At 59.7% G+C, this 13,237-nt stretch carries 6 protein-coding genes, 1 pseudogene and 1 riboswitch; of the genes and pseudogenes, 2 read left to right on the forward strand and 5 right to left on the reverse strand.

Features of this window, described 5'->3' with window-relative positions:
* From thiS to CU048_00320, 4 genes are all read right to left on the reverse strand, one after another.
* Nucleotides 1-198: a thiamine biosynthesis protein ThiS gene (thiS, locus tag CU048_00305; GenBank protein QBR69978.1), complete on the reverse strand. Its 198-nt coding sequence runs from the start codon at nt 196-198 to the stop codon at nt 1-3.
* Nucleotides 167-1,177, reverse strand: a complete 1,011-nt coding sequence (gene thiO / locus CU048_00310; protein ID QBR72534.1) for a glycine oxidase ThiO — start codon at nt 1,175-1,177, stop codon at nt 167-169. Before thiO ends, thiS begins: the two co-directional genes overlap by 32 nt.
* A gap of 56 nt (nt 1,178-1,233) precedes the next feature.
* Nucleotides 1,234-1,353: riboswitch (TPP riboswitch) on the reverse strand.
* Nucleotides 1,354-1,403: 50 nt separating this feature from the next.
* Complete coding sequence (locus tag CU048_00315) at nt 1,404-2,408, reverse strand: phospholipase (GenBank protein ID QBR69979.1); 1,005 nt, start codon at nt 2,406-2,408, stop codon at nt 1,404-1,406.
* Nucleotides 2,409-2,600: 192 nt separating this feature from the next.
* Entirely contained in the window at nt 2,601-4,466 is a 1,866-nt protein-coding gene (locus CU048_00320) for a sporadically distributed protein, TIGR04141 family (GenBank protein QBR69980.1), read from the reverse strand.
* 373 nt (nt 4,467-4,839) lie between these two features.
* Here CU048_00320 and addB point away from each other — a divergent pair.
* A pseudogene (gene addB / locus CU048_00325) lies at nt 4,840-7,985 on the forward strand (double-strand break repair protein AddB).
* Nucleotides 7,985-11,467 carry a double-strand break repair helicase AddA gene (addA, locus tag CU048_00330; protein QBR69981.1) on the forward strand — a complete coding sequence of 1,161 codons (3,483 nt, stop codon included), beginning with the start codon at nt 7,985-7,987 and terminating at the stop codon, nt 11,465-11,467. The pseudogene addB and the gene addA overlap by 1 nt, the downstream one beginning before the upstream one ends.
* Here the strand turns inward: addA and CU048_00335 are convergent.
* A complete protein-coding gene (locus tag CU048_00335) occupies nt 11,464-13,212 on the reverse strand; it encodes a peptidase S8 (protein ID QBR69982.1) in 1,749 nt (582 codons plus the stop codon). The genes addA and CU048_00335 overlap by 4 nt on opposite strands.
* Nucleotides 13,213-13,237 lie beyond the last annotated feature (25 nt).

The following is a 13,237-nucleotide window of genomic DNA, read 5'->3' on the forward strand; positions in this document are numbered from 1 at the left end:
TCAGCCTCCTTGCCGGGGGACAAGAATTTCGACCGCGTCGCCCTCTTTCAAAAGGGTCTTGGCGCGATCCACCTTGCGCACGAAATTCTGATTGAGCGCGGTTGCCACGGCCCCTTCTTCGTAATCGAGTTCAGCAAGCAGCGCGGCAAGCGTGTCCGCACCGACGTCAAGCGCTTTGCCGTTTACCTGGATTTGCATCCATGACCTCCGGAAAATAAGCGTCTTCGAGCACGATCTGCGCGACCCTGCGCGCGAGCGCGGGCGCGACCAGGAAGCCATGCCGGAACAGGCCGTTGACATAGATTTTTCGGCCTTCGCGGCGGATCCTTGGCAGATTGTCGGGAAACGCCGGCCGGACGCCGGCACCCGTCTCGACGATTTCCGCCTCGGCGAAAGCCGGGTGGAGCTGATAGGCCGCGCCAAGCAATTCGAGCATGGCGCGCGCGGTGATCCGCCCGGCTTCCTCGTTTTCGATCATCGTAGCGCCGATCATGAAATGCCCGTCGCCGCGCGGCACGATGTAGACCGGATGGCGGGGATGAATGAAACGCACCGGCCGCGCGAGGCTGACTTCGCGCGTGAAGAGAACCAGCATTTCGCCCTTGACGCCGCGCAGGTCGGGCAGGGCGTCTTGCGCCGAGAGTCCCCGGCAATCGATCGTCCAATCGGGCGCACCAAAAGCAGATTGCGCATCGACGCCGTAGCGCAGCGTAACTTGGTCGAAGCCAGCGAGAGCCGCGGCAAGCACCGACATGGCGGCACGTGGATCGAGATGGGCTTCCTGCGGAAAAAACAAAGCCTCCTCGAAACGCCCTTCGAGATCGGGTTCGAGCGCGGCGATTTTTTCCGCGGCGATGGGCTCGAAACCGCTGGTGCGCCGCGCGAACTGCGTCAGCTCAACGCGGTCCCGTGCGGTGGTGACAACCAAAGTTCCCCGCTGCATGGCCACGGGCACTGTGGTTGTCCAGAATTTCAGGGATTCCAAACCGAGATCAAAAATGAGCGGCTCGGCGGTCTCGGATTCGCACCAGGGCGCCAGCATGCCGCCCGCAAAAAAGGAACAACCAAGCCCCGGACCTTCGCGGGCTTCGAGCACTTCGACAGTTTGCCCCGCCCGGGCAAGTTCGAATGCCACGGTCAGGCCCGCGATCCCCGCGCCCAGGATTCGAATGCGCATCAAGCCATCCCTCCCTGCGGGTGCAGGGTCGGCGAGACGCGGGGCAAAATGAAGGAAAGAAGCGACATCACCATCCCTACGCCAGTACGAGCTGGATCAGGTTCGAAGGGTCGCCGGGCCGCCTTTCAGCGCTGCCAGCCTCTCAGCCCCCTGCCGGGGATCCCCTAGGTCTGTCTGTTTTAGGTAGGCTTTTGAGCGGCTTGCGTCAAGCAGAGCTGGGGGCCAGCTATGCCGCCAGCGCCTTATCGGTCTCTGCGTAGCCTTCGTCGGCACGCTGCTTGATGGTCTCGGGCGAGAAATCGGCGCCATCGAGGCCGTCGATCGGTTCCGGACGCGTGATTGAAATGATGCGCGGCACACGAACATAGCCGCGTTTCGCCACCGCCTCAAAGGCCGGATTGTCTTTCAGCGGATTGCCTCCGGGCAGGCTTTCAAGCGCCTCCATCAAATCGGCTACTTCGTCGATCCGGTGCAGCATCTTCACATCCTGCGCCGTCTTGTTGGCGAACTGAAGGTTCTTGGTCCGCGAGGTGACTTCCTGCATGGTGCGCGGAATCTGCCCTTTGTTCGGGAAGAGATTGACGACATAAATCGTGCGCGCCACGCCCCGCGCCCGATCCATCGTGTCGAGGACGGCGCCGAGCGGCGTGTTGTCGAACAATCCGCCATCCCAATAATATTTGCCCTTGATTACCGTCATGGGAAACGAGGGCGGCAGACTGCCGCTCGCAACAATGTGGTCCAAGGACAGGCTTTGGTCGCGGCTGAAGAAATGTTCGATCTGGCCTTCCGCGATATCCGTCGCGGTCACCAGAAGACCCGGCGAAGCATTCGTGTCGGCCAGCGCATCGAGATCGACCAATTGCGAGAGCGTGTGGCGCAACGGTTCGGTGTCGTAAATATTGGTCCAGCTCGGCAAGGCAAAATAATCGAGCCGTGGCACATAGAAATTGGGATTGCCGAGAACCGACGCATAGGGCCGGAACGCCGGCGGAAGAAACAATCCGGAAACTGTGATCTTATCCCAAAACGCTTCGAGCGCTTCGAGCGGTTTCAGACCTTTGGCCGGGCGCGCCAGCAGCACCGCGGTAATTGCGCCGATGGAAACCCCGGCGATCACGTCGGGGGCGAAATGATCATCCTCGTAGAGTCGCCGCGCCGCGCCGAGCTCATAGGCGCCAAGCGCGCCGCCTCCCTGCAGAACCAACGCCGAGCGTGCCGCATGCGACATGTCAACCTCCAATGGAGTGGACTGCGATGCAACAACTTAAGCACCGCAGCGCGGCAAGCGCAAGCTGAATTGGCCTTTCGAAGTGATCTCAGGTTTCGCGAACCAGTGGGTGCATCGAACAGCGTGGTTGTCATCCGCAGCATCCACGCTCGATGGAAATTCGATGATGCTTCTCTCGGAGACACGGACGTTTTATGCCGCCCGCTGAAATGGCCAGCTATGGAAGCTCGATAGATCACCATCGCCTGACTTCTTGACGGACAGCATGAATCTGGTGCCAACAGCGCTTTCACGGATTTGTTTAGGGCAACCCTTAATTGGCTTTCCCGTATTGAACCCTTGTCCGGCGAAAGGTCGCACTTCGGTCTTTCCATCTTTCAAGGCACAAACCTCAACAGTGATCTGTTCATGTTTCGGATGCCCCTTTTTCTTGGGACTTATGTCTTCGATGAATGCGAGTGCCGACGGCACCTTCATAAGGTCGAGCCGCTGCATATTACGCATCAGACTGATCTTGGAAAAAAGGGGAAGATTGCCGGATTTAAGAGCTTTGTCTTTGTGTGTGATGATTCCGAAGATTACCTTGAAATCAAAAGCTTCAATAGGCGCCAAGTACCTCTCCTGATCGTTTCCATTTAGCCTAGCGATCAGCAAGTTCTTCATCTTGTTCCGCGACGTAGGTTCGAGTTCGATTAACTCAATGGAATTCACGCCTTGGCTAAATAGATGGCTCAGATGGGATGACCGGGTTGAAATTTTCAGATGATAGAGCACCCCGCGATGTCCATTTGAACCGGAGGGATCCTTTTCAACAGTGTAAATATCGCAAGGTTCGATCGCCGTGTTGCCGGCTGGACTGATATCAGTTTGATCAAGGCAGATAAAACGGTTCACCCACGCGGGAATGGCTGCATTGTAGTTGCTTTCGCTGTAAACTGCTTTGCCATCCTTGATGCCGTCGTGGTCATAGGGGCAAAGGTTGCTATCCTCGCATTTCTTATCAAGATAAGTCTTGAGCCGCGCAACATAACTCTTCTCTACTCTGTACCATCCCCCTTCACACAAGTGATAGATAACCTGCTCTTCCGTTAGCTCTGCATCAAAGATGAGCGTTCGATAAGCACTGTATGATTGACTGCCGTAACCGTCTGCGTCTGTGAGCCGCATGCGGTAGTTCTTGAGCCCATCAATAGTTAGCACATCAACAAGATCATCACCCAAAAATTCATAAAACTGCTCAAGCGAAATATCGGGGAAAATCTCGCTTGTTACCCTGTCACCTTCGAAAACGCAGCACGTGTTGTCGCGATAATCCACAATATCAGGGACCATGAGTGTAACGTGACCTTCCCGCTGCCGAAGAGCCTGCAGAAGTAACTCGTCCAAATGGGCGATCTTGCTAGGATCCTTAACAGGAGCGATATTTTGAATGTTGGGAAATGCAGCCTTATAGTCCTCCTTTCCGTAGAGCGTGAGGAGCTTCTCGCACGTTTGCGCCAGCTCATTCGGTCCCAGCTTCAAGTTCACCTTCAGAGCTACCGAGCCAGTGGCATTTTTGAACAGCTCCTCATATTCCTTTTTTACCTTGCCGGTGAGGCATTTGATGATCTCGCTGTTGCCATCGAAGTCCAGATAGGTGAGTTCAGTCGATACCGGAACCTGAGTCCGCTTGCGGCGTGCGATACCAGGCTCGACCATATCGGCGCTCTTGAGTTCGTTCGGGTCGACGCTATTGAGCGTCACTAACAGCCCAAAATCATACTCGTAAGCTTCGTCATTGAGGTGGTGAAACACTTGCCCAAAGGACAGAGCGAAGTAGCGGTCCGCGACTGGTAGGAAGACAAGCGCGCCTTTATGCTCCTGCCAAAGATCCGCCTGCACTCCGAAAAAGTCTTTCCACCAAGGCGGCTTCGGATCGGAATCCAGGATGTAGAGCGTAGCGTTTGCCGGAAGCTCAGCGGCTGCAGCGCTTCCCAGGCTATGGTCCTGCTTCAGGGAGTTTGTGGCGTCATAGCCCGACTTCAGAAGATAAATTGAAAACGGATGGGATTTGCCCATAGTTTGATCCTCAAAAAAAATAATAAAGTAAGACTGTCGTTATCTGTTGCTCCATCAAACCAGACGGGATGATAAACGTGCAGCAATTTTCGAGGTATGGGACGAATTTCCACTGGTGTTTTCATGCGATCGCTTACGACGATCAGCGCCTCTAGGCGTGAAGTTGGAGCAACGCCAGCAAAGTCTTCTGCTACGTTCAAGCTAGCTGCGGGCTTTGTGCGCTCCACCCTCATAGCGAGCGCATCCCTGACCAACTCCCAGTTTCCCCGGCTCAACCCGCACCTGTGGACAGCCGCTTATACCCTTTAGGATACCAAGTTCGCAGGCCGCATGATGGCGGCGACAACTGCCATAGATCACCTGAAAAACCCACGTGCAAAACAAGAGACTCTTCACGATTGCGCCCGGGGCGCCGTTTCTCAAAACCTTCGCCACGGCGCTGCTCGAAGGCCGCATCATTGTGGGCTATTCCAAGAGTCTCGGGCCGCTCGAAATCGCCGACGCCACGATCTATGTGCCGACGCGGCGCGCCGCCCGCGCGCTGGCTTACGAACTTGGCCGCGCGCTGGGGCGTCCCTCGATGCTTCTGCCGCGCATCCTGCCGCTCGGCGCGCTGGAGGAAACCGAGACGAGCCTTCTGTTCGAAGCAACTGGGATTGAGATTGCGGAGGAAGCCGCTGGCGCCCTCGATCTTCCCGAGGCCGTGGGCGAGATCGCGCGGCGGATGTTGCTCACCGAACTGATCCTGGCCTGGGCGCGCGCGTTGAGCCATGCGATCGTCTCGGTCGATGCAAACGGCAACCGCGAAGTTGATCAAAGCGAATCTTTTCTCGTGGCGAAGACCGCCGCCGATGCCTGGTATCTATCCGGCGAGCTTGCAAGCCTGATCGATGAAATGATCATCGAGGACGTGGCTTGGGAAAAACTCGATCCGCTGGTTCTGCCCGAGTTCGATCAATATTGGCGGATTACGCTCGATTTCCTGACGATTGCCGTCGAGCATTGGCCGAACGAACTTTCGCAACGCGGTCTGGTCGACAAGGCGCGACGGCAGATGGCGCTGATCGAAGCGCAAAGCAGAAGATTGCGCGAGGGCGGGACGACAGGTCCGGTCATCGCGATCGGTTCGACGGGCTCCAATCGCGCGACGGCCGATCTCCTTGCGGCCATCGCGCGGGCGCCGCGGGGAGCGGTCGTTCTGCCCGGTCTCGATCAGCAAATGGACGCGCACGCCTGGGCGATGATCGTGGGCGCGGCTCCCGATGCCGAAAATTCCTTCACCCATCCTCAGGCTTCGCTTCGCCGCCTCCTGGTTTTGTTGCAAGTGCAGCGGGATGAGATCGTCAGCCTCGGCGAGGTCGCGGCCCCTCTCGTCATGCGGGAAAGCTTTGTGTCGCAGGCCTTGCTGCCTGCGGACGCGACCGACGCCTGGAACGCCTATCGCAGTCGTGTGGACCCTGTTGAATTAGAGTCCGCCTTAGGGGGGATAAGCCTGATCGAGGCCGTCGACGCGCGGGAGGAGGCGCTGGCGCTGGCCATCGCCATGCGGCAGGTTCTGGAGACACCGGGGGAAACGGCGGCGCTCGTGACACCGGATCGAGAACTCGCGGCCAGGGTGCGCGCGGAATTGCGGCGCTGGGGCGTGGAGGCCGATGATTCCGCCGGCGAGCCGCTCAGCGCGAGTCCTATTGGCATTCTCGCCCGGCTCGTGATCGCCTGCGTCGCTAGCGGAATGGCGGCGGCGGATGTCGCGGGTCTTCTCGGCCATCCTTCTGTGCGGCTTGGGCTGGCGCGAAGCGAAGTTGCGCGCCTCGCGCCGCTTCTCGAAGTTGGGTTGTTGCGGTCCCCTTGCGCCGCGCAAGGTCTTGCCGGCGAGGCGTCCACGCTGATTGCCGCCGCGCGCGAGGCTGCCAAGGACGTTTACTCACACCCCGCGAAGCAGCGTATTTCCGAAGCGGATTGGGCGGCCCTCGAAGATCTGTTGAATCGCCTCGGGGCTCAATTCGCGCCGCTTCAAAACCTGCGCGGGGATCAACCCCTCAAAAGCTGGCTTGCGGCGCATCGGCTGGTGCTGACGGCGATCCTGGGCGACGATGAAATTGATGAGGATCGGGCGGCGCTTGAAGATTTATTCGATGAACTCACGGCCAACGTCCTTGACAGCCTGAACTTCGATGTCGACTCTTATGCGCATTTCTTTGCGGCAGTCGCGCGTGAGGTTGTCCTGCGCGGACCGAAGCGCGCGCATCCGCGCCTTAAAATTTTCGGACTGCTCGAAGCGCGTCTTGTCGATGTCGATGTGATTTTGCTGGGTGGCCTCGACGAAACGGTATGGCCGCCGCAAGCGCGCACCGATGCGTTTCTCAATCGGCCAATGCGCGCGGCCTTGGGGCTGACGCCGCCGGAGCGTAAACTTGGTCAGACGGCCCATGATTTCGTCCAAGCCATGGGCAAGTCCAAGGTCATCCTGAGTCGCGCCCGCAAGCGCGCCGGCTCGCCGGTGGTCGCCTCGCGCTTTCTCCAGCGCATGGCGGCGCTCGGGGGGCCGCGTGGGACGCTTGCCGGGAACGCGGCGATTATTATCTGCGATTGGCGCAGGCGATCGACCATCCGGTTTCCTCCGCGGCGCCGTCCGAGCGCCCGCTTCCCAAACCCTCGGTCGAGCTGCGCCCGACCCGTCTCAGCGTGACCCAGATCGAGACGCTTCGGCGCGATCCCTACGCCCTTTACGCCGAAAAAATTCTCGGTCTCAAGGAACTTGACCCGCTTGGCGCGATGCCCGGCCTCAGGGAGTTGGGCAGCGCCGTGCATTATGCGCTGGAGAGCTTTGTTGCCGATCATCCGGCTGGGCCGCTGCCACCCGACGCGCGCGAAAAACTACTGGTATTTCTACGCGCCGGACTTGTCGCCCATTTGCAGGATGAGAGTTTTGTCGCCTTGCAATGGCCGCGGCTTGAACGGACCATCGATTTCTACCTCGACTTCGAGGCGCGGCGCCGCAACAGGATCGTCGAGATCAAGACCGAATTGGCTGGCAAGCTCGATATCCACCTCGAGGATGGTTCCGTCTTTACCTTGACCGCGCGCGCCGACCGGATCGAGCTGAATACCGACGGCAGCGTGACGCTGGTCGATTACAAGACGGGGACGCCGCCGGGAACAAAGGAAATTCTGGTTGGCTTCGCGCCGCAGCTCACACTCGAGGCGGCAATGGTTTTGCGGGGCGGGTTCGATCTTGGCAGAACTGTTCGCTCGGTTGATGGCGTCTATCTCAAACTGCTTGGCGCCAAGGGGGGCGAAGTTAAGCCAGTCGATTTCAAGGCGAATGGAAACTTCATGGATGTTTCGGAAAAGCATTATAAGAGCCTGCTGGAACTCTTGGATCAATTCCGCGATCCGGCGGCCGCCTATCCGCCGCGTCCGTTTCCGAAGTTCGCCAAGCGCTACAATGCCTATGATCACCTGGCGCGTGTCAAGGAATGGTCGCAAGGCGGCGAGACGGAAGGCGGTGGCGGCTGATGCCATTTTTCGAGATCCCGTCCGACACGCGGGCAAAGCAGCATCAGGCCTCAAATCCAAATCATTCGGTCTGGGTCTCGGCCAATGCCGGGTCCGGCAAGACCCATGTGCTGGCGCAACGGGTCGTGCGCCTTCTGCTTCAGGGCGTGGCACCTTCGAAAATCCTTTGCCTGACGTTCACGAAGGCGGCCGCCGCGAACATGGCTTCGCGGGTGTTCGATACGCTCGCCGATTGGACGCGGGCGGAAGATGATGAACTTGCGAAGATGATCCTTGCCATCGGAGCGCCCGCGCCGGACAGGCAGGGGTTGACCGTCGCCAGGAAACTGTTCGCGCGCACGGTCGAGACGCCGGGCGGTCTGAAAATCCAAACCATTCATGCTTTTTGCGAGCGGCTGCTGCATCTGTTTCCGTTCGAGGCGAATGTTCCGGCGCGCTTCGAGGTTCCCGATGAGCTCCGCCAGGCGGAATTATTGCACTGGGCTCGGCGCGACGTTCTTGCAGAGGCAAACTCCGGCAGAAGCAGGCTTGCCCCGGCCGTTCAACGCGTTGTGGAGGAATGCGGCGCGCAGGGCTTCGAAGATCTGATCCAGGAGGCCATGACACATCGGGCGATGGCTCGGGCAGGGGTGGAGCTTCAATCAAAGGAGAGCCTGCGCCAGGCGTTGGGTCTGGCAAAGGGCGAAGGCGCAGTCCAGATCGAAAGTGAAATGATCGAGCATGGGATCGCACCGAAGCGCTGGTCCGATCTTGCGGATATGCTCGACGAAGGCAACATCAACGACAAGAAAAAAGCGGTTCTGTTGCGGCGTGGGGGGGCAGCGTATTCGAAGGGACAATTGGAAGATTGCCTGGAGTGTTATCTCTCAGTCTTTTTTACCGAAGGCGGCAAAGGAAGCAAAGCCCAAAAGCTCCTGACGAACAGCCTTGCCGCCAAATATCCGAAGATGAGCGCCGAACTTAGTGACGAGCAGGACCGGCTCGAGCCCCTGCGCATTAGACATAAGGCTGCGGCAACTTTCGAACGCACCTGCGCGCTGACCGAAATCGCGGCTGCGATCTTCAAACGCTATCATATGGAGAAAGCAGCCGGGGGGCTTCTCGACTTCGACGATCTGGTCGAGAAGACCTTGGCCCTGCTGGAGCGCTCGGATGCACGCTGGGTGCTCTATAAGCTCGATGCGGGGATCGATCATATTCTCGTCGACGAAGCCCAGGATACCAGCGAATCCCAGTGGCAGATCTTGGAGAAGCTTACGGAAGATTTCACGGCGGGGTGGGGGCGCAGCTCGGCCTTGCGGACCTTCTTTGCGGTCGGCGACGAAAAGCAATCGATCTTTTCTTTTCAAGGTGCGGCCCCGCATATGTTCGCCGAGATGCGGCGAAGATTTCAGACGCGGTTTACGGCCGGCGCGCAGAGCTTCACGCATGTGCCCCTCACTCTGTCATTTCGCTCAGTGTCGGGCGTGCTGTCTGCTGTCGACCGGGTTTTTTCGCGACGCGAATATCAGATAGGACTCGTTGCGGCCAATGATGTTTGGATGCCGCATGAAGCCCTGAAGCATCAGCTTCCCGGTCTCATCGAGGTTTGGCCTGCGGTCAGCCCGGAGGAGCGCGAGGACCAACGCGATTGGACTTTGCCGCTCGACATCCTCGACCCACAGGACCCGCCAAGTCTGGTCGCCAAGCGGATCGCGCAAAAGATCGCGGACCTCATGGCTCCCGGGTCAGGTGAATATGTGCACGATGGTCAAACAGGAAGGCCGCGGAACATTTCCGCCGGCGATATTCTGATACTGGTACGCTCGCGGGGACCCTTCTTCGAGGCCATGATCCGAGCCCTGAAAAGGAAGAGGATTCCAACCGCTGGCGCCGACCGGCTGGAAATCGCCAGTCATATCGCGGTGATCGATCTTGTCGCGGCTGGGCGGGTGGCGCGGCTGCCGCAAGATGATCTTACGCTCGCTTGCGTGTTGAAATCGCCATTGATTGGCCTCGATGACGAAGATCTCTTACGGTTCGCGCCGGGCCGGGCCGGCAGTCTTTTCGATGCGCTCAAAGGCTCTCTCGATCCGCGCCACGTCGAAGCGGCGCGTAAGATAGCTGTTTGGCAGGCCCGCGCGGCCGACAACCCCTTTGCCTTTTATTCACGCCTGCTGAGCGCCGATGGCGGGCGACGCGCCCTGGAGGCACGGCTTGGCCCCGAGGCGGGAGATGCTATCGATGAGTTCCTGCAGCTCGCTTTGGCGCATGAAAGCGAGACCTCGCCGGCTTTGGCGACATTTCTCGATGCCGTCGCGGGCATGGAATGTTCGATCAAGCGCGATATGGAGTCCGGCCACGACGCAGTGCGGGTGATGACGGTTCACGCGGCGAAAGGGCTCGAAGCGAAAATCGTCTTTCTTCCCGACAGCTGCCGGGCGCCATCGCCGGCGCATGATCCCTGCATCTTTGCCCTCCCCACGCGCGTGCCGGGTCGGAAACTTATCGCCTGGTCGCCCAAAAAGGATCTTGATTGTGCGGCGGTTGCACTGGCGCGGGAAGAGTCGCGCCAGGCTGCGGCCGAGGAGTACCGTCGGCTTCTCTATGTGGCGCTGACCCGGGCCGAAGAGCGGCTCTATCTCGCTGGATTTCACGGCACGAGGGGACGCGACGCAGGCTGTTGGGCGGAGATGATCGAGGAGACTTTGGGAGAGGAACCGGGCTTGGTGTCCGTGCCGGCATTCTGGAACGGTGAGGAACAAATTTCGCGCCGTGTCTGCGAGCCGAGCGGCGGGCCGGATTTGGTGCCTATGCTGAAAGAAATGCCCTCGAACATTGTCTCAGGCGTCCCGGATTGGCTTTCGCGGCCGGTGGCGTTTGAAAAAGATGTGAAGCCACCGGTGAGGCCTTCCAATGCGCTTGCGGCCGCCGATCATTTGGAAGGGGGAAGCCTCTCCAAAGGCCGGCGCGAGGCTTTGCGAAGGGGCAGGCTTCTCCATGCTTTGCTGCAATATTTACCTGGCGTCGCGGCGCCCCGTCGCCAAGCCAAGGCCATGGAGTTTTTGCTGGCCCGCGCCCCCGACCTTGCCGAGGCGGCACGCCAAAGTCTCGCCGGTGAAGCGCTGAACGTTTTGAATACGCCGTCTCTTGCCGGTCTCTTCGGTGAGACCTCGAAAGCGGAAGTGTCGGTGGTCGGCACAGTGAAGCTGGCGGAAGGGGGATCGATCGATATCCTCGGTCAGGTCGATCGGATCGGCGAAACCGCAAGCGAAATTCTCGTCGCCGATTACAAGACCGGTACGCCCCGCGCGCTGGCCGAGACCCCGCCCGCCTATCTGGCCCAGATGGCGCTCTATCGCGCGGTTCTGGCGTCGCTCTGGCCAGAGAAGCGTCTGCGCATGCTGTTGATTTGGACGGCCGGCCCGCTTGTCGTCACGCTCCCCGGCGAGCTGCTGGATGATGCGTTGAAAGCGCTTAATTCGAAAGCCGACGTGGCCTAAGGGACGTGCTCCTCCGATGCCTGCGCCTTGGGCGGTTCTTGTGGGGCCAAAATCTCATCGCTCGGGGCTGCTTCTATCGCAAAATGCGGAGCGGCGGCTTCGAGCGCGTCATAGGCATCGACAATGCCTGCGATAGATTTTTGCCCGGGTTCGCTTGGCTGCAAATGTCGCGCTGTGTTGAACAAAATTTCCCGCACGGCCCTGGGCCCGAGATCTGGTTTGGCGTCGAGCAGAAGCGCGACAACGCCGCTCACATGCGCGGCGGCCATCGAGGTGCCGGAGAGGAAGCCATAAGCATCGCCCGGTTCAGCGACGAGCACATCGACGCCAGGGGCCGCGACACAGGTGGCGGGACATGGATTGGCATCCTTGAAAATCGCATTGCTTCGGTCGGTGGCTGTGACCGCGATAACGTTCTCATCTGCGGCCGGGTAAAGCGGCTTTGCCGTTCTGCCCTCATTGCCGACGGGCGCGATGAATATCGTTCCGCGGTGCGCTCCGTCAGCGAGTTCGCGGGACAGGGCCGGATCTTGAGGTCCAGCGAAACTCATGTTGACGATGCGCGCGCCGTGTTGCTCGGCCCATTCGATGCCGGCGCGAATATCATAGGTCGTGCCGCGCGCGACGGCTTTTACGTCTTTGCCGAAAAAAGCGCGCACGGCGAGGACGCGGGCTTGCGGTGCCACTCCGGTAAGTTCAGCGTGAGCGGCTATGATCCCGGCAACTGCCGTACCATGCACGCCCGCGTCCCGATTTGCCGCATCGCCATCGAAGCTTTCCTTAACGGCATTCGCGATTTCGGGATGAGATTGGTCGATTCCAGAATCGATCACGGCAACAAGGGCACTGCCGCCGGTGGAAATTGCATGAGCCTCGGTCAAATGCATTTTCGGGACGACATACTGGGCTTCGGACAGCGTGCCTGTGTGGTCGGCCTGAAGGCTGTAGAGATAATTTGGCTGAATCCCCGAAAAACGGGGATCGGCTTGAAGGGCGGCGACGATGGTTGCAACCGAACGCTTGCCGATGATCCGGCTGCGGTACATCGTTGTCCCGATCAACGGGAGGCTTTGCGATCCGAGCAATCGAAGCCGATTTTTCTTGGCAAGGGCCTCGGCCATTTGCGGCGGAACATCGGGTCGAAGTTCAAATAGCACCTCGTCCGGAACGAAGCGATCATCGTGCGCCGCTGTCACGACGTGATGGGAACGCGGCGGCAGCTGGCTGGCCACCAGCTTGCGCGGCGCCACCACGATTTTCTTTTCGACCGGCTTTTTGGCGGCTTCGACCTTCGGAGCCACGATATGATGCCTGTGCCTGCGAGGCGGCGGATTCTCGTCGCTTGGGTCGATGACGGGGATCGGCCGGCGTCCAGGGTGCGGCCAAGGGTAAGGGTCGGGATAGTAAGGTCCGATCGGATGGCGCCCGAAATGGCGAGGCCCATCCCAAGGTGGATAGTGCGGGTGGCGATGCCCGCTTTCCGGCAGCGGGCCATTCGGACCCCCGCGGCCCAGGATTTGGCCATGTCCGAAACCAAAGGGAGAGCCTCCTCCCATTGCAGCGGAGCGACCAAAAAAGGCCGGGTCGGCTTGCGCGGATAAAGGAAAAAGAATTGGCCCGCTGCAAAGCAGCAGAGCGAGCGCGCATAAGCGTCTGCGCGGAGGGGACACCGGCTCGGCCATGCCGTGCAAGTTCCGAGTTCGGTCTTCCCGAGGCGATGGGCCTGGCATGACTAACTCCCTCATCACCGGTTTCGGTTGGCCGAAACGA

This window comes from Beijerinckiaceae bacterium (assembly GCA_004564215.1).
In the GTDB taxonomy this organism is placed as follows: domain Bacteria; phylum Pseudomonadota; class Alphaproteobacteria; order Rhizobiales; family Beijerinckiaceae; genus Methylocapsa.

Excerpts from the sequence above, each read along its gene's own strand:
- thiS (QBR69978.1), bottom strand. The coding sequence starts at position 198 with ATGCAAATCCAGGTAAACGGCAAAGCGCTTGACGTCGGTGCGGACACG.
- thiO (QBR72534.1), bottom strand. The coding sequence starts at position 1,177 with ATGCGCATTCGAATCCTGGGCGCGGGGATCGCGGGCCTGACCGTGGCA.
- CU048_00335 (QBR69982.1), bottom strand. The coding sequence starts at position 13,212 with ATGAGGGAGTTAGTCATGCCAGGCCCATCGCCTCGGGAAGACCGAACT.
- CU048_00320 (QBR69980.1), bottom strand. The coding sequence starts at position 4,466 with ATGGGCAAATCCCATCCGTTTTCAATTTATCTTCTGAAGTCGGGCTAT.
- CU048_00315 (QBR69979.1), bottom strand. The coding sequence starts at position 2,408 with ATGTCGCATGCGGCACGCTCGGCGTTGGTTCTGCAGGGAGGCGGCGCG.
- addA (QBR69981.1), top strand. The coding sequence starts at position 7,985 with ATGCCATTTTTCGAGATCCCGTCCGACACGCGGGCAAAGCAGCATCAG.